Source organism: Methylotenera sp. G11, from assembly GCF_000799735.1.
Classification (GTDB): domain Bacteria; phylum Pseudomonadota; class Gammaproteobacteria; order Burkholderiales; family Methylophilaceae; genus Methylotenera.
On sequence record NZ_JUHH01000001.1, the window covers coordinates 609,190 to 627,171 of the forward strand.

Below are 17,982 nucleotides of genomic sequence, written 5' to 3' on the forward strand. Positions count from 1 at the left end.
ACTGGTATCCATCAAACATCAGCCTCCACATCGTTACCGCGGCGCTCCATCCACTCTTTCCTGGCAGCAGACTCATTCTTTGCCATGAGCATATCAAACATCCTAAGCGCATCATCCACTTCCCCTTCAGGCAAGCGCACCTGCACCAGGCGACGGGTATCCGGGCATAGCGTGGTCTCCCACAACTGCTCCGGATTCATTTCACCCAGGCCTTTAAAACGCTGGATGCCCAGCCTTTCTTCGGCAATCCCTTCGCGCTTCAGCTTTTCTATCGTGGATATTTTCTCGGCATCATCCGATACATAAATCTTGCGCAGCGGCTTGTTTTTGCCGTGTGCCGGCACATCAATGCGATACAGCGGCGGCTGCGAAATATACACATGGCCACGCTCGATCAGTTTAGGCGCGTGCCTTAACAGCATGGTGAGCAGTAATACCTGGATGTGCGAACCGTCCACATCCGCATCAGATAAAATACATAACTTGCCGTAGCGCAGGCCGGAAAAATCCGGGTCATCCTTGAGCGTGTGCGGCTCTATGCCCAGTGCCACAAAGATATCATGCACTTCCGAATTGGCGAATATGCGCCCCGCATCGACCTCCCAGGTATTTAAAACCTTGCCGCGCAATGGCAGCAGAGACTGGAACTCATTGTTGCGACCCATTTTTGCGCTGCCACCGGCAGAATCACCCTCCACCAGGAACAGTTCCGCCTCCAGCGTGCCGGCAGCTTCGCAGTCCGTGAGTTTGGCAGGCATGAGATTGATGCCGCTGGTCTTGCGCTTTTCTATTTTCTGCGTGGATTTATTGCGGGCTGCAGCCGTGCGGTTCACCAGGTCAGAAATGCGTTTTGCATGTTCCACATTCTGCGTCAGCCAGTTCTCCATGAGTGGCTTCACGGCGGATGCCACCATCTTCATGGCATCACGATTGGTCAGCTTCTCTTTGGTCTGTCCCTGGAACTGCGGATCCAGCACTTTTGCCGCCAGTACATAACAGACGTTATTCCAGACGTCTTCCGATGAAACCTTGATACCACGCTGCATCATGCCGTGATGTTCCATGAACGACTTCACTGCCTCGAATACCCCGTTACGCATACCGGCTTCGTGCGTGCCGCCGGAAAGCGTCGGGATCAGGTTTACATAGGATTCACCGCGGCCGCCGCCTGCACCAAAGAACAATGCCCATATCGCGCCTTCACCTTTGGAAATGCCGTCCGTGTTTTCCTGGTGGTAAAACTCATCGGAAACGATCGGGATAGGCATTTCATCATCAGCCGCTTCACGCTCGCCAACCAGCTCATCAAGATATTCCGGCAAACCATCCGCATACGTCCATGAACGCTCCTCGAAACCATCGCTGCCTTCGATAGCGAGCGTGACGCTGACACCGCGCAGCAATACGGCCTTGGACTTGATCAGGTGTTCCAGCTGCTGGATTGAAACTTTGGGCGAATCGAAATACCTGGGATCAGGCCAGCATTTTACCGTGGTGCCGGTATCGCGTTTCAGGCACTTGCCGACTTCGGTCAGCGGTTCTACGCAGTTGCCATTTTCAAAAGACAGGTTGTACACTTTACCATTACGCTTCACCTTCACTTCCAGGCGGGTAGACAAAGCATTAGTGACGGAAACACCTACACCGTGCAGGCCGCCTGAGAAACGATAAGAACTGCTTTCGTCTTCTTTATCGAATTTACCTCCGGCATGAAGCTGCACGAACACGAGTTCTACGGCTGGCTGGGTTTCGCCTTTGGGCACCTCGACCGGAATGCCGCGGCCATTATCCGACACTTCTACCGCACCATCCTTAAACACAGTGACATGGATATTGGTGGCATGGCCACCCAATGCCTCATCTGCCGCGTTATCAATCACCTCCTGGACAATGTGCGTCGGTGAATCCGTACGTGTATACATGCCGGGCCTGGCGCGTACCGGTTCCAACCCCCTTAAAACCTTTACCGAATCTGCGTCGTATTCTTTTTCTGCCATTGAGCTAACCTTTGAAGTTTATATTCCAAGTTTAATTGAGCTGCGCTTGTTTTTATTAATTAATCAGGATTTTTAGCTAGATTCTATTAAAAATTTGCCGCGACAGTAACTAGGTCGCTTAACTTATATAACCGGCCGACGCGACATGCCTGAAAACCTGCCTGTTTTTTCCGCAGATCAAAGGCACTGACGGATTTTACACAGCCGTTCTGCTGTCAAATCTTCAACCCGGTTAAATGTTCACCCAAGTTGGCGTAATATGCACTCATCAGTAAACCTGAATGATGAATGGGAGTAAGAAAATGCACGATGCTTCTATTAAATCCAAATTAAACCGGCTGGAAGACAAATTAGCCGCCATCCAGAAAAGGCTGCAATGGATAGCGGCAGAGGAGGCAAAATCCCCTCATGTGAATGAGCCAGCCCATTATTTTAAAGACAAAGATACATTATTGAAAAAAGCCGATAACGCGCTTGATGAATTAAAAGCCCTGTTTACCAAGCCGTGGGTCTGAGCCGCCACTGCCGGAAAGGCGCACCTGAACCGGCGCATAGGAATTACCCTGTGCGCAGGCATTACATTGTCAGGTAGTCTTCCACTTTCAGCCCGAATGCATCCATCGGCAAGTCAGAATGAATCATGATCTCTTTTTTGTTCTTGGGCTGGTTCATCAGGTCGATATGAATGGGAGTCTCCAGTTTTTCCCTGTATTTGTTCATCACTACCATGATCACGGGTTTCATGCGCCAGGTCTTATTCTGCTTGATCACAAACCCTACGTCACCGGTATTTAACCTGACCATGGTGCCAACCGGATAGATGCCGATCACCTGGATGAACTGATCCAGCATCTGCGGGTGGAACAGGCGGCCTTTCTGCTTGTACATAAAATCCAGCGCCTTGTTCGGCGGCAGCGCAACTTCACAGTTGCGGCCATTGATCAGGGATACATAGGTATCGACAATGCAGATCATGTTTCCGTAAAGCCCTATCTGGCCGCCTTTCCTGCCCATGGGGTAGCCGGTGCCATCAAAATGCTCATGGTGATTGGCGATAATCTCCCTGACGATCTTACTCTGGTTGGATTTCATGGCGATATTGATGCCATTCTGCACATGATCATCCTTGTACACCCTGAATTTAGTGATGTTTTTAATACTATTGATCTTTGATACGCCTTTAGGCTTGACTTCCCCTACATCGTGCAGCATTCCGCCCAGCCCGACTTCGATCAGGTCCTGCTTGTAGAGGCACATCTCACGCCCGAGGGCGACCATCAGCAGCGACACATCGATCGCATGCTGGTAGGAATGCTCATCCAGCTTCCTGATGTTATTCACCAGCTGCATCGCTTCCGGGTTGCGCGTAATGCTATCAACCACATCGGCCACCGCTTCTTTGGCAACATTGACGGATTCATGCAATGATGAATCATTCATATCCAGCGCCAGGGTCGTCTGTGCAACATCCATGAAATTATTCTGGGTCGCCTTGGCAACCGGCATTTCCTGCGCCAGGGATGCCGTGGTCACGTAATTGGTCATCTTGTCGGAGATCGGGCTGTTGCTGAATTCAAACTGCGCACGCAGCTCTTTGGCTAACTGCATGCGCCGCATATCTTCCTTGACCGAAGTATTCAGGTGTTTTCTGGACTGATGTATCTTATTGGGATTAAAGTTTTCTTTAATCTTGGGTATGCCGCTGATCATGTCTACAAGCGGGGAAATAATCGACCTGAACAGCCGGGGCCTGGCAGCAGCCGGCACCGGCTCTGCCGCTTTGTTTTCCTGCTGAGGGGCCGCAGCTTCGTGCAAGGTCGAAGCCAGTGTACCTGTGGGTTTTACCGGCGCTTCAGGCGGCTTGACAGCTTCTTCCGCTTTGACCGAAGCCGGTTTTGGTTTACTGCCTTTAGCTTCATCGGCAAGGAACTGCTGCAACAGGTCGCCCTGCGCAACCGGCTTGCCCTTTTCAGGCTGTGCTGCTTTTTTCTTGAATGTGACGTTAACCGAACGGTCTTTGTCTACGATAATGAACTTGCATACTTTCCTGATCTCATTGAGCTCTTTTTCTTCTTCGATCAGGAAACCTTTAAAGATAAACCGCGACTGCTCCCACGGAATATCGAGTGCGGTCACGTACATACCCAGACTGACATCTTCAGCCTCAACCCGGATCTCATTATCTAGCAAAGGTTTGTCTAATAAATCACGCATTATCAATCACTCTGTTATCAGGAAAAATCATCTCATCATTCAATACTGCCGTGCCGCCATAGACCAGAAGATTCAATCTTTCCTCACCCTGCACTGCCACGTCACCTGCCCGCCAACCCTTATCCAGGCTGGATATTCATCGTTAGTGGACTGCCATCACCAACGATTAAAACCAGTCGACACTTTACGATAATTCCCAATAAAAAAATAGGGTTTTTATGCTTTGCAACTGCATAAACAACGGCCTTTCTGTTCACGTTTCCACGCTAGCTGCAAAATTAATCAAACATCTCAACTACATAGATTGCACACACGGATAAGTCATTTTTAATAATAAATTTGCAATTTGAAGATCGAATATGCTTAACTAGCATAAGTGCCATCAAGAAAGCTCTGTATGGGAGCGCAACTTAATCTTAATGATTTGCATGCAAAGCTATCGTTGCCGATACGATTCGCTGTTGCAGTCATTATTTTTTTAATTGCACTCACGCTGCGCATCTGGGCATGGCAGCCTGAATCCGGGCTGGCTTTCATCACGTTTTATCCGGCGGTATTCTTGTGTTTTTATCTTTGCGGGTCCCAGCCTGGGGCTCTCGTTACGATTCTTTCTGCTGTTTCCGCCTTCTATACTTTCTCGCCGCCCTACTGGTCATTCAACGTCACCAACGAAAACATCAGCGCAGCTGCGTTCTTCCTGGTATCTGCCTGGGTAATGGGCTACGTACTCACCAGAGGGCATTACTGGCACAACCAGCTTATCAGTAAAGAACACGACAGGCTTGAAGAAATCGGCAAAGAACTGCAGACAACCAATGAACTGCTGATGCTGGCTGAACGCTCAGTCAGCGCCGGCGCATGGCGCTGGTATATCGACACGGACAGGATGGTCTGGTCCGAACAACTATATAAACTCTTCTGCCTGAATCCCGACGTTGACAAGCCAACCTTTGAGACCTGGCGCAAGATCGTGCATCCGGACGATCTTAAAGGTGCAGAAAACCTGATAAAAGAGGCTAGCCGCAACCTGAACGCTTTCGTGACATTTTACCGTGTCATCCTGCCTACCGGCCATATCCGCTGGATTGACAGCTATGGAGGCCCGATCTATGACAAGCAAGGCAAGCTGGTTGAATTTTCCGGTATCTGCATCAACTCAACGAGCCTGCATCTGGCGGAGCAGCAGATACAGGAAAGCGAGCAACGGTTCCGCAACATGTTCACCAACCTTACGGTCGGATACCAGGCACTTGATATCAACGGCTGCTGGCTGGATGCGAACCATAAAATGGCGCACATACTGGGCTTTGCAACACCGGAGGAAATGATAGGCCAACGCTTTACCGACAGCTGGTCTGATGTGGCCGAAGGATTCGCCACCTTCTACCAGCACTTTAAAGACCACAATTTTGTGGAAGGCGAATTCATGCTGAAACGCCGTGATCAGCAGCCGATTACGGTCATCATTTCAGGTCGCATCCAGCGCAACAAGGAAGGCAAGTTCATTTGTGCCCATAGTGTGATTATCGACATCACTGAACGCCAGAAGATGGAACAGAAAATTATCGATATGAATGCCGAACTGGAATTAAAAATAGCGGCACGCACCGCGGAACTCTCGAAAGCCAATGAAGACCTGCGGCACCTGTCAAGGCATGATGCCCTGACCGGAATGCATAACCGCTTATCCGCTAACGAAAGATTACGCTCGGAATTCATCAGCATGAAACGTTCCCAGAATAATTATGCAATCCTGATGCTGGATATTGACTTCTTCAAGGAGGTTAACGACATCCACGGACATGCCATTGGCGATAGCGTTTTGCAGCAGCTGGCGCAGATATTGAAGACCACGCTGCGAGAGAGTGACTTTGCCGCCCGTTATGGCGGGGAAGAATTCCTGCTGCTGCTGCCGAACACCGAACTGTTCGAAGCGAGGTTAGTGGCCGAAAAGATTCGCCACACCATAGAAGCCACACCGCACCCCGTTGCCGGGAAAATAACGGTGAGCATCGGTGTCGCTATCGCGACCCCTGAAGAGGTGGACGAATATATCGCGGTAAAAGAATCTGATGATTATCTGTATGCCGCTAAAAAGTCCGGACGCAACTGCATCATGGCGGCAACGCATCACTGAAACCGGCTCATTCACACGCCACGGCAATATCGGCATCGCTGCCCTTCCCGCTTCAGGCAGCCATCCAGACCTGTGCGCAACTACAGCTTAATCGTTATCCTGGACAGCTGCTGTTTTAGGCTTGCCAAAATCATAGCGCACACCTACCCAACCTGCACGCGGCGCCCCTGGTGACTGGAACTGTTCAGCCTGCCATCCGCTCGGGTCCAGGTTCAGGCTTTTATCTGCGGTATTAAAGGCATTGGTGCCGAGAATGCCCATGGTAGAGTAATCTTTATCCGCAAGGTTGATGAGCTTCATGAATGCCGTCCAGTTCTCATGGAACTTCCAGTTGGCGTCCATGTTAAAAATGGTGTAACCGGCAACCTTGCCATTAGGGTCTTTATTATTCTCGTCGCCACGCGCATATACACCCGCGCTCGATATCACGTTCAGGCCAACATTCAGCTTGGGCGTAAAATCATAGGCAAGACGTACTTTGAGCGAGTGTTTAGGAATATTGGGTAGATAATCCCCGCGTTTTGCGGTGTAATTACCGTCATTTGCCAGGGCTTCTGCCGACGTGTTGTTTTCATTGTGAAACACCACACTGTCCTGATAAGTGGCACGCAGGTACTGGTAGTTGGCTGTCATATGGAATTTATCGAAATCGCCGCCAAAGCCCAGCTCAAGGCCTTGCCGCTGCGTCTTGCCTACGTTGTCGAAATATCCCAGGTTAAAACTGTTGCCGCTGCTGATGAATTGAATGTCATCATTCAGTTTCGTCTGGAACACTGTTGCGTTCCAGCGCATATTGGGGCTGATCAAGCCTCGCACACCAGCTTCAAATGTCTTGGAAACCACGGGTTTAAGCACGGGATCAGCCAGGAAATCCGTCGGCAGCCGGCATGGGGTAAGCGGGTCTGCACAGCTTAACTCAATCGGGGATGGCGCACGCATGCCTTCGTTGTAGCCGCCATAAAAGCCTAACGCGGGACTGACGTTGTAATTCAGGCCTACAGCAGGGTTGAAACGGTTGAACGAATGCGTGATGTGATCGGAATCTCCAGAAACATATTTTCCGGTGTTAGGATCTGCCTCCATCTTGTCTTTGATGTTTACCCGCACGTAGTTATAGCGGCCAGACAGGGTCAAATGCAATTTTTCGGTCACAGAAAAAATATCCGTGGCATATAACCCGTAATATTGATTCCTAGTGCGAATATCCGTTTCCCTCTCAAATGCACCGGCAGCTACCGCACCACGGTCGGCAGTGAACTCTGTAGGCTGCTCATCAGATTTATAGCTACTTCTGCCCAAGTCAGCGCTTAAACCGGCAGTGAACTGGTTTTTGTGGTTCATCACATTGCCCAGGAACGAATATTGTGCTGTCAAACCATAACCGAGCTGGCTGGTGCTGGATTTTTCATTAAAACCCTGACTGGCAATATCGACAGACTCCGGCAGGCTCTGGTCGCACTGCGCACCGACATCCTGGTCAGCAAGGCTGGCGTTGTAGCAATCATTGGTGTTACTTGCAAAATTGTTGATGCGGCTATTGCGTACATAAATATTGCCGGCAATCAGGTGGTCATCACTGAGAAAATGGCTGCCTTTCAGATTAACCATCTGCATGCGATTATTGATCGTATCCGGATACGTGTAAGCCTGCTCGGGCTTGTTCAGCCAGCTTTTTGGCAATGCCTGCACACCATTCAGGTTGTTATGCGCCAGTGTCACGCTGAGATCAAGATCGGTTGTTTCATTCTGCCAGCCGATTTTACCGAACAGCTGATTGACTTCACTGGATGATGAGTCGCGCCAGCCGTCTTCTTTGGAGTGATTGCCGGTGATGAAATAATCAACATTCCCGTCTACGCCGCCGTAGCTTGCATTCAAACCACGGCGCCCCCATGACCCGCCGGACATTTCCGCTGACAGGCCGGGATTGCTGGCACCGCTTTTAGTGTTCACCGATAAGGCGCCACCGAGGGTATTAAGGCCAAAAACAGGGTTGGAACCCGGCATCAGGTTAATGCTGGAGATCGCGCTCTGGGGAATGAGACCCCAGTTTACGGTATCGCCAAACGGCTCGTTGATACGCACGCCATCCTGGAACACTGAAAGTCCCTGTGGTGCACCGGCAAGCGGAGAAGCGGTAAAACCGCGGAAATTCACATCAGCCATATAAGGGTTGCTCTGCCCTTCGGTAATGGTGACCCCGCCGAGATTGTTATTGATGTAATCAGACAATTCCAAAGTGTGCTGCTGCGCCAGGTCCTTGGCTTTTACCGACTGAACATTCGCCGGCACCTGGTCAAGCGCCACGCCCACACCTGGCAACGGCGTGGTTGATACCACTTCAACCGCACCCAGCTCTATCGCCTCAGCCCTGTTTTCCGCCAATACTTGCTGCGGTGTAGCGTAGGCGGCAATGATTGCAGCTACGATGATTTTGGGTTGCATTTTTGGCAGTATGGTTTTCATGATTCCACTTTTAATTTAATTTTTGGTACTTTTAATTTTTGGACGATTTTACTGTGAGCGATTATAGATTGCACATTAACGGGATTTTACAATTTGTAACAATTTAAAGCAATTCACAGCCCGCTGTGGCTATTTGAATGATTAAATACCATAGGCGATGGCATGAACCTGCAATCAGGAGATGAACGGGCGCGGCAAGGCAACAGATGCCGGCCAGTATATGCAAGACGGATTAAGGCCAATAAAAACAGGCGATACTATGTAAGCAACCAGGCTAGGCTGCCCAGGCAAAACAATGGCGGCCGGCATGTTCAAAGCCGGTGCCGCCATCGGTGTATTGCCGGATCGCAATATGCCGGCCAATCAAGCTTTGCCGTGCACGGTGATCAGTTTTTTAAGCTCCGGCACGCACGAGCCGCATTGCGTTCCGCATTTGAGCTTGTTTTGCAATGTGATCAGGTCCGCCCCTCTTGATACGGCATCGATGATTTCATTCTCTGACACATCCAGGCAGCTGCAGACTACCTTGCCCCGTCCGGAATGGCCAGACGGCGGCGCACTCAAAGGTGCCAGCGCCCATCTTCTGACTTCTGCAGTGAACTCACCGGAGGTCATGGCCTCTTTCAGCCAGTCTGAAGCAATGGTTTCACCGACCAGGCGGATACCAGTCACTTTCTTGACCGAACCTTCATCTCCCGTCGATTCAACCAGGATACGTTTACTGATGCCGCGTTTATCATCCTGGTAATTCAGCAGCGGCATATCATCGGTCATATCCAGGATCGCATCGATCTCGGCAATCAGTGACAGGTCCGGCGATTCATCATTGGCCGCCTTGAATATGAGCATGCCGGCGTAACCATGCTGCTGGCGGCCAAACAGGCCACAGGTCGCGTATTGAAACCTCGGCAGCAAAGCGCGTATCTTCTGCAGCGATGACAGATCCCTGATTGCGCGCATGACGGTCATGCGCCAGGGCAAGGTCAACTTCTCCACCTTGATCGCCGTGTGCTTCAGCTCTGGCTGTTTTGATATCTTGTCGAACAATGGTGGCATCATGGCGTTGACCCCCAGCCCGTTCATAAACTCGCTGCCCCAATGCATGGGAATGTAAGTCTGGGTCACCTGAATATCATTGGAAGCTTTTACCGGCAGCACCAGGCTGCCGCGCTTGTTGCCGACCCTGACAATATCGCCATCCTTAATCAGGCGGCGCGACATATCATCCGGGTTCATATAGATAAACGGCTCTTCAACGTGATTGAATAACTGCGCCGCCGTACCGGTCCGGCTCATGCCGTGCCACTGGTCGCGCAAACGCCCGGTTAACAGATGCAGCGGATGGCGTGCGTCGATTTTATCTGCCGTTGCCTTATAACTTGTATTGACGAATCGCGCTTTGCCGTCTGCGGTTGGAAACACCCCGTCCGCATATAAACGCGCTTTACCGGCGGCATCACCGGGCTTGAACGGCCACTGCTGGGGGCCTTGTTCATTCAGCAGACGGTAGCTTAAGCCTGTAATGTCCAGGTCACGGCCACGGGTGGTCTTGCGGTGTTCGTTAAAAATCTCTTCTGTTTCGGCATAAGGAAACAGCGTGGATGCCTTGCCCAGCCGCTGCTCCAGGCGTCGTGCAAAATCCACCATGATCGCCCAATCGTGGCGTGCCTCTGCCGGTGTCGCGACAGCAGGATTTACGCGGGTGATCCTGCGCTCGGAGTTTGTCACCGAGCCTTCTTTTTCACCCCAGGTGCTGGCCGGCAGCAATACGTCGGCATACTTGCCAGTACTGGTGTTGTTAAACGCATCCTGCACGACGACCAGTTCGGCATTACCCAGCGCTTCAAGTACATTGTTGAGGTCGGGCATGGAGTGTGCGGGGTTGGTGCAGGCAATCCAGATCGCCTTGACCTCACCTGCTTTTACCGCATCAAACATTTCCACGGCAGTCTTGCCGGCGGCCTCAGGAACGCTATCAACACCCCATAATCGGGCGATTTCTGCACGATGCCCGGCATTTGACAGGTCACGATGGCCTGACATCAGGTTAGCCATGCCGCCTACTTCGCGCCCGCCCATGGCATTAGGCTGGCCTGTCAGTGAAAATGGCCCCGCCCCTGGCTTGCCGATTTGCCCGGTCGCAAGATGCAGGTTGATCAGCGCCGCATTCTTATCGGTACCGTAGACCGACTGATTCAAACCCATGCAGTACATTGACAGGCTGGGACCCTGGCCAAACCATTTCGCGGCAGTCACGATATCCGACTCTTTGATGCCGCAAATATCTGCGACCATTTTCGGCGTGTATTCACGAACGGTATCTTTCAACATTTCAAAGCCGGTTGTGCTGGTTTTGATAAAAGCATTATCCAGCATACCCTCCCACAGCAGCACATGCAGCATGCCGTTAAACAGGGCAACATCGGTTCCGGGCAGGATTGCCAGGTGCAGATCGGCAGACTCTGCGGTATCGGTGCGCCGTGGGTCCACTACAATGATCTTCAGGTCCGGATTCGCTTTTTTGGCGTCCTCGATGCGTCTGAAAATGATCGGGTGGGCAAAAGCGGTATTCGACCCGGCGATCAGCAGGCAGTTTGTATGATCGATGTCTTCATAGCAGGCTGGCGGCGCATCAGACCCCAATGTAACCTTATAGCCGGCAACTGCGGATGACATGCACAGGCGTGAGTTCGAATCTACATTATTGGTGCCGATCAGGCCTTTGGCCAGTTTATTGAAAACGTAATAATCCTCGGTCAGCAGCTGGCCTGAAATATAGAAAGCCACGCTGTCCGGGCCATGCTGCTGAATGGTTTCTGCAAACTTATCCGCGACAAAATCCAGTGACTCATCCCAGCTGGCGCGCGCTCTTTTATCTTCACGCCGGGTGCGCATTTCAGGATACAGCAGCCGGTTATCAAGTTTGGCAGTCAGGTGCAGCGTAGAACCTTTGGTACACAGGCGGCCGAAATTGGCCGGATGGTCAGGATCGCCCTTCACATCGACAATCACGCCGTTTTCAGAATGAATGATCACGCCGCAGCCAACGCCACAGTAACAGCAGGTAGATTTTGTTTGCTTCATTGGTTGATTACTCTTTTAGCTAAATGCTTTAAATAAACCGGGAATTGATTCAATTCACAGTCGTCATTCCCGCGTAACCGTAAAGGTCATCACCGCTCATCTAGGCCGCTAAAGCGGCAAGATGAAGCGCGATAGGCGGGAATCCAGTCAAGGTGGCGTTTAGAGTCGTTATTTCAGAGAAAGTAATGTAAAAATGACTCATTGATACTTCACTCTATGTACATCAATTTATATGTTCAGGAAACCTGCCTGGATTCCGGCCTGCGCCGGAATGACGCAGGTGGAAGAAATGACAGACAGAGGCAAGTCTTTAGCGTAAGCCCATACCTGACTACGCTTTTAGTTCCAAATATACGATTCCGTCTTCAACCTTGGTTTTGAAACATGCGGTTTCGCCCACATCCGGCTCTTCCGCTTTGCCGTCTACCAGGCTGATTTTCCAGCTATGCAATGGGCAGGCAACCTTGTCGCCGTACACAATCCCCTGAGACAGCGGGCCGCCTTTGTGCGGGCACTGGTTGTTAATCGCATAGACCTGGTCATCCGCCAGGCGGAACACGCCGATTTCCTTGTCTTTGGCACGCACGACACGTGCGCCTAATTTCGGAATATCTTCCAGCAACAGTACTTTTACCCAATTACTCATCTTGTTTAATCCTTTGTGTAAAACTTGATATCGCCCTGAATCAGACGATGATTAATAAATAAATCAATAAAAAATTCAAAATCAAGGAAAAAATAGCAATCCACTGCCATTTTACAAACCGTGCCCTGGCTACCAGGGGCGTTCTCGCAGGCGCCAGAATAGGCTTCAACTCACCATATTCAAGTGCCAGCAGCATTTCTTCTGCCGTTTCAAAACGGGATTCCGGGTTACGCGATACCGCTTTCAGGATAATATTTTCCAGCCAGTATGGCGTATCCGGCCGGTATCTGGATGGCGGTATCGGTTCACCGAATTTGGGGTTCTGGAAAGGCTCGATTTCCCCATAAGGGTATTTGCGCGTCAGCAGGTGATACAGCGTGACACCTGCGGCGTAGATGTCGGTACGCACATTGGCAACCTCGCCATTGAATAATTCCGGCGCCATAAAACTCGGTGTGCCGGGATTCTGCATCGCATCGATTTTCCCGATACCGCTGCTGATCGCAATGCCCAGGTCGAGTATACGCAGGCGCTGGTCACTGGCCTGATGCACATTAGCCGGTTTGATGTCGCGGTGAATGATATTCAGCCGATGCAGCGCGCCGATCCCGCGCATCATGTCGAGACCGATCTTGGCTGCACCGGCCATGGTAAAGTGATGGCCGTTATCCAGGCGCTCCTGCAACGTCGCGCCTTCATGCCAGCTAAGGATAAAGTAGAGCTTGCTGCGCCTTTCTACAGAGACCGGGAACACCTGCGGCACATATTGTGAAACCACCCGCTTGGCAAGCCATTCTTCATTCAGCAGCGCTGCGCATGTATCCTTATCTTCCGCAAACAGCGGCTGCAGGGTTTTAAGCACGAACAGCTGGCGGGTCTGCGTATGCCGCACTTTGTATAGCAAGCTGGCGCGTGACTCATGCAGCAGTTCGACAATCTCAAAATCGTCCAGCACATCGCCGGTATTCAGCTTCTGCGGCGCTTTCAGGTTCCTGCCGCTGGCAATCAGTTCAGAAAGCGTATCTTCGCCAAGCTCCGTCACCCTGATGGAGACTGCCGAGCAATTGTCCTGGCTGCCTTTCTCAAGTGCAGTCCTGGTCAGGTAATTGCATAGCAGGGATGGGTCATCGTAGAGCGTCAACGCTTTTTGTATGCTTTTTTCATCCAGCACACCCCAGACCCCGTCGCTCATCACGATAAACACATCACCCGCCCGCAGCTCTCCTTCAATAAAATCAACGGACAGGTGCTGATCCAGGCCAACCGCACGCTTCAGGACATGCCGCATATCCGGCCTGTCCCAGACATGATCTGTCGTAAGCTGCTGCAGCATGCCGCCGCGGTAAAGGTAGATGCGCGTATCACCGACATGCGCCCCGTAATAACGCTGGCCGCGCAACAAGAGCAGTGACAGCGTAGTTGCCATGCCCGCCATGTCTCGATTGGCGTTGGCCTGTGCAATCAGCCAGCGATTGGCTGCGGTCAGCACTTTGTCCAGCGCTACCAGTGGCTCCCATGTATCCGGGGTCGCGTAATAATCCGTGGTTACGGTCCTGATCGTCATCTCTGCGGCTTCGCCACCGCCGGCGTTACCGCTCACGCCATCGGCAACCGCAATGATCGCACCCTTGACGTTCAGCTGCTCGCGCGCAGGTGTCACCAGCCCCACGTAATCTTCATTACGCTGTCTGGGGCCAGTCAGGCTGGATTGTCCGGTGCTGAATTTCAATGACATGTCAGTGGTTCCCGTAATTAAACTTTGGCGCCGGGTTTAAACTTTAGCACTGGTTGTAGTGCCCCAGGTCGTTCTCCAGCGCGTTTTCACACCGGTCAGACCCAACATGGCCAATACTGCCAGGGCTGAGAAAATGATCAGGCCGATCTGGTAGCTGCCGAAGTTCTGTTTGAAATAACCCAGGCTGGCAGCAAGATAAAAGCCGCCGATACCGCCAGCCATGCCAACCAGGCCGGTCATCACGCCGATCTCCTTGCGAAAGCGCTGCGGCACCAGCTGGAATACCGCGCCATTACCCATGCCCAACACCGCCATCACAGGCAGGATGATCGCTAAAGCCCATTGATACGTCGGCTGGCCGAAGCTCATGATCATCAGCAGCACCGCAGCCGCAGCGTACATCACCAGCAATGTCCTGACACCGCCGATCCGGTCGGCAATTGTGCCGCCCAAAGGACGCACCAGAGAACCCGCAAACACACAGGCGGCCGTACAGTAGCCGGAAACCACCGGACCCAGGTTATACAGATCATTGAAATAGATCGTCAATGAAGATGCCAGGCCAACAAAACCGCCAAACGTTACGCTATAAAAGAACATGAACCACCAGGCATCCTTGTCTTTCAGGATAGCCAGATACTGGCTGAGTGATTTAGCCGGCGGCGCATCAGGGCTGTCTTTGGCAAAGGTGCTGTACACCACGAAAACGATCACCAGCGGAATCAATGCCAGGCCAAACACGTTGTTCCAGCCATAGGCAACCGCCAAGCCCGGCGCAAACAGCGCTGCAAACACGGTGCCTGAGTTACCGGCGCCGGCAATACCCAGTGCCGTACCCTGATGCTCAGGCGGGTACCAGCGCGAAGCCAGCGGCAGCGCCACCGCAAAAGCCGCGCCGGCGAAACCGAGCCCCAAGCCCAGCAGCAAAGCCTGCTGAAAGCTATGGATGCCATGCAGCCATGCCAGCAGCAGGCTCAGAATCACCACGACCTGCCCAACCAGGCCGGCCATTTTCGGTTTGATCTGGTCTACGAGCACCCCCATGACGATACGCAACAATGCACCCGCCAGCACCGGAGTGGCGACCATCAGGCCTTTTTGTGAAGGTGACAGTTGCAGATCCGTTGCCATCTGTACCGCCAGTGGCCCCAGCAGCACCCACACCATGAAGCTCAGGTCAAAATATAAAAACGCGGAAAACAGTGTTGGTTTATGTCCAACTTTCCAGAAGCTACTTTTCATGATATTCCTCTAAATCCAATAAAAATCAAACTGAAACCGTTTCAAACTCTTTGTACTGGTCGCGCTTTTCGACACGCTCCGCCCAGGGATTTACAGCCCCTTGCAGCGCATAAAGCAAGCGCTCGTAAGCCGCTTTCCTGCCTTCGGCATCGTCAACCACGCGCTGTTTCACATAGTCCAGCCCTACCCGCTCCAGCCAGTGCACGGTACGGTCCAGGTAACGGGCTTCTTCACGGTAGATCTGGATAAAGGCGCCTGAGTATTCCAGCACTTCCTCATGGGTTTTCACCTTGCACAGGAACTGCGCAACCTCGGTCTTGATGCCGCCGTTGCCGCCGACATAGATTTCCCAGCCGGAATCCACGCCGATGATGCCCACATCCTTGATGCCGGACTCAGCGCAGTTACGCGGGCAGCCGGATACGGCAAACTTCACCTTGTGCGGTGCCCACATATGGTCAAACGCCTTCTCGATATCAATGCCCATCTGCGTCGAGTTCTGCGTGCCGAAACGGCAGAACTCGGAACCTACGCAGGTCTTCACGGTTCGGATACCTTTGGAATAAGCGTAGCCGGATGGCATGTCCAGGTCTTTCCACATATCCAACAGGTCTTCTTTTTTCACACCCAGCAAGTCGATACGCTGACCGCCGGTCACTTTCACCATCGGCACCGCATACTTGTCGGCCACATCGGCAATCTTGCGCAGCTGGTCTGGCGTGGTCACGCCGCCGTACATACGCGGCACCACGGAGTAAGTACCGTCTTTCTGGATATTGGCATGCACACGTTCATTGATGAAGCGTGACTGCGGGTCATCAACCGCCTCATGCGGCCAGGTGGAAATCAGGTAGTAGTTGAGTGCAGGGCGGCATGTCGCGCAGCCATTGGGCGTGCGCCACTGCATGCCTTTGATCGCATCCGGGATGTTGAGGTATTTGTGGGTGCGGATTTCCGCACGCACTTCTTCATGATTTTTATCAGAACATCCGCAGATCGCTTTGCTGGTGGAAGGCGGTGCATAGCCGCCGCCCAGGGTACTGGCCAGGATCTGCTCCACCAGGCCCACACATGAACCGCAGCTTGAACCGGCCTTGGTCTGTTTTTTCACATCGTCTATCGTAAACAGGCCTTTATCCTGGATCGCCTTGACGATAGTGCCCTTGCACACACCGTTACAGCCGCACACTTCCATCTCGTTGGTCATGGCTGCCGCTTTGTCCTGGCCCTGGTGGCCAGTATTACCCAATGAGTCCTGCCCGAACATCAGGTAATCACGAATCTCGTGGATAGGTTTGCTATCCCTGAGCATCTGAAAATACCACGAACCATCCGCGGTATCCCCATACAGCACGCTGCCAATGATTTTGTCATTTTTGATGACGAGCTTTTTGTAAACCCCGCCAACTGCATCGTGTAAAACAATCTCTTCCGTATCTTCACCGCCTTCAAATTCACCGGCGCTGAACAAATCGATACCTGTCACTTTTAATTTTGTAGAGGTGACCGAACCTTTGTACAAACCAATGCCAAAATTAGCCAGGTGCGTCGCGCACACTTTTGCCATTTCAAACAGCGGCGCAACCAGGCCATAGGAAATACCGCGATGGCTGACGCACTCACCCACTGCATAAATACGCGGGTCAAAGGTCTGCATCGTGTCATTCACGACAATGCCGCGGTCACAATGAATGCCGGCAGATTTTGCCAGTTCAAAATTCGGGCGGATACCGACTGCCATCACTACCAGATCGGCCGGCAATTCCATGCCGTTAGTGAACCTCACTGCTTTAACACGGCCTTCTTCATCGCCAATCAGCTGTTCTGTATTGGTTTCCAGCAGGAACTTAAGCCCTTTGGACTCAAGGTTTTTCTTGAGCATCAAACCGGCTGTTTTGTCCAACTGCCTATCCAGCAGCCATTCGTTTCTGTGCACCACAGTGACATCCATGCCCTGGATTTTCAGGCCGTTGGCGGCTTCCAGCCCCAGCAGGCCGCCACCGATCACCACGGCATGCTTATGCGTTTTAGCCGTTTCTATCATGTCGTTGGTGTCTTTGATGTCGCGATAACCAAGCACACCTTTCAGTTCACGGCCAGGGATCGGCAGCATGAACGGCTTGGAACCCGTTGCGATCAGCAGACGGTCATACTCGGCGCTGGTGCCGTCTTCTGCATAGACCACCCTGTTTTTACGGTCTATTTTATTGATGCGCGCATTGGTGTAGAGCGCGATATTGTTTTCTGCATACCATTCACGGCTATTCAGGATAATGTCATCGATGGTCTGCTCGTTAGCCAGAACCGGGGACAGCATAATACGGTTGTAATTGGGGTAAGGCTCATCCCCGAATACCGTGATGTCATAAATATCGGGCGCTATTTTCAATAGCTCCTCTACAGTCCGCATGCCTGCCATACCGTTGCCGACAACTACCAGTTTCATTTTTTTCATACCACT

General features: G+C 52.0%; 10 protein-coding genes. 2 read left to right on the plus strand and 8 right to left on the minus strand.

All coding sequences use genetic code 11. The features are described from left to right. Window positions 1–11: 11 nt before the first annotated feature. Complete coding sequence (locus tag GQ51_RS02775; RefSeq protein ID WP_047549494.1) at window positions 12–1,997, minus strand: DNA topoisomerase IV subunit B; 1,986 nt, start codon at window positions 1,995–1,997, stop codon at window positions 12–14. A 302-nt stretch (window positions 1,998–2,299) separates the two neighbouring features. Here GQ51_RS02775 and GQ51_RS02780 point away from each other — a divergent pair, with 302 nt between their 5' ends. Next, the gene (locus GQ51_RS02780) at window positions 2,300–2,512 is read left to right on the plus strand and encodes a hypothetical protein (protein ID WP_047549497.1); all 213 of its coding nucleotides are present in this window, start codon (window positions 2,300–2,302) and stop codon (window positions 2,510–2,512) included. A 61-nt stretch (window positions 2,513–2,573) separates the two neighbouring features. Here the strand turns inward: GQ51_RS02780 and GQ51_RS02785 are convergent, their stop codons facing one another. After that, on the minus strand, window positions 2,574–4,211 hold the full coding sequence (locus tag GQ51_RS02785; protein WP_047549500.1) for an HD-GYP domain-containing protein: 1,638 nt from the start codon (window positions 4,209–4,211) through the stop codon (window positions 2,574–2,576). 397 nt (window positions 4,212–4,608) lie between these two features. On the opposite strand from GQ51_RS02785, the gene GQ51_RS02790 reads away from it, so the two are divergent. Further along, the gene (locus GQ51_RS02790; protein ID WP_047549502.1) at window positions 4,609–6,348 is read left to right on the plus strand and encodes a diguanylate cyclase; all 1,740 of its coding nucleotides are present in this window, start codon (window positions 4,609–4,611) and stop codon (window positions 6,346–6,348) included. A gap of 87 nt (window positions 6,349–6,435) precedes the next feature. Here GQ51_RS02790 and GQ51_RS02795 read toward each other — a convergent pair whose 3' ends face one another. The 6 genes from GQ51_RS02795 to nirB form a co-directional block, all read right to left on the minus strand. Then, the gene (locus GQ51_RS02795; protein WP_052177665.1) at window positions 6,436–8,814 is read right to left on the minus strand and encodes a TonB-dependent receptor; all 2,379 of its coding nucleotides are present in this window, start codon (window positions 8,812–8,814) and stop codon (window positions 6,436–6,438) included. A gap of 363 nt (window positions 8,815–9,177) precedes the next feature. Next, window positions 9,178–11,898 carry a nitrate reductase gene (locus GQ51_RS02805; protein WP_047549507.1) on the minus strand — a complete coding sequence of 907 codons (2,721 nt, stop codon included), beginning with the start codon at window positions 11,896–11,898 and terminating at the stop codon, window positions 9,178–9,180. A 331-nt stretch (window positions 11,899–12,229) separates the two neighbouring features. Next, complete coding sequence (gene nirD / locus GQ51_RS02810) at window positions 12,230–12,544, minus strand: nitrite reductase small subunit NirD (RefSeq protein ID WP_047549510.1); 315 nt, start codon at window positions 12,542–12,544, stop codon at window positions 12,230–12,232. A 40-nt stretch (window positions 12,545–12,584) separates the two neighbouring features. Further along, entirely contained in the window at window positions 12,585–14,279 is a 1,695-nt protein-coding gene (locus GQ51_RS02815) for a bifunctional protein-serine/threonine kinase/phosphatase (protein ID WP_047549513.1), read from the minus strand. A gap of 36 nt (window positions 14,280–14,315) precedes the next feature. Next, window positions 14,316–15,521, minus strand: a complete 1,206-nt coding sequence (locus GQ51_RS02820; protein WP_047549516.1) for a nitrate/nitrite transporter — start codon at window positions 15,519–15,521, stop codon at window positions 14,316–14,318. A gap of 25 nt (window positions 15,522–15,546) precedes the next feature. Then, window positions 15,547–17,976 carry a nitrite reductase large subunit NirB gene (gene nirB, locus GQ51_RS02825; RefSeq protein WP_047549519.1) on the minus strand — a complete coding sequence of 810 codons (2,430 nt, stop codon included), beginning with the start codon at window positions 17,974–17,976 and terminating at the stop codon, window positions 15,547–15,549. Between the last annotated feature and the right edge of the window lie 6 nt (window positions 17,977–17,982).

Excerpts from the sequence above, each read along its gene's own strand:
- GQ51_RS02775 (WP_047549494.1), bottom strand. The coding sequence starts at position 1,997 with ATGGCAGAAAAAGAATACGACGCAGATTCGGTAAAGGTTTTAAGGGGG.
- GQ51_RS02780 (WP_047549497.1), top strand. The coding sequence starts at position 2,300 with ATGCACGATGCTTCTATTAAATCCAAATTAAACCGGCTGGAAGACAAA.
- GQ51_RS02785 (WP_047549500.1), bottom strand. The coding sequence starts at position 4,211 with ATGCGTGATTTATTAGACAAACCTTTGCTAGATAATGAGATCCGGGTT.
- GQ51_RS02790 (WP_047549502.1), top strand. The coding sequence starts at position 4,609 with ATGGGAGCGCAACTTAATCTTAATGATTTGCATGCAAAGCTATCGTTG.
- GQ51_RS02795 (WP_052177665.1), bottom strand. The coding sequence starts at position 8,814 with ATGAAAACCATACTGCCAAAAATGCAACCCAAAATCATCGTAGCTGCA.
- GQ51_RS02805 (WP_047549507.1), bottom strand. The coding sequence starts at position 11,898 with ATGAAGCAAACAAAATCTACCTGCTGTTACTGTGGCGTTGGCTGCGGC.
- nirD (WP_047549510.1), bottom strand. The coding sequence starts at position 12,544 with ATGAGTAATTGGGTAAAAGTACTGTTGCTGGAAGATATTCCGAAATTA.
- GQ51_RS02815 (WP_047549513.1), bottom strand. The coding sequence starts at position 14,279 with ATGTCATTGAAATTCAGCACCGGACAATCCAGCCTGACTGGCCCCAGA.
- GQ51_RS02820 (WP_047549516.1), bottom strand. The coding sequence starts at position 15,521 with ATGAAAAGTAGCTTCTGGAAAGTTGGACATAAACCAACACTGTTTTCC.
- nirB (WP_047549519.1), bottom strand. The coding sequence starts at position 17,976 with ATGAAAAAAATGAAACTGGTAGTTGTCGGCAACGGTATGGCAGGCATG.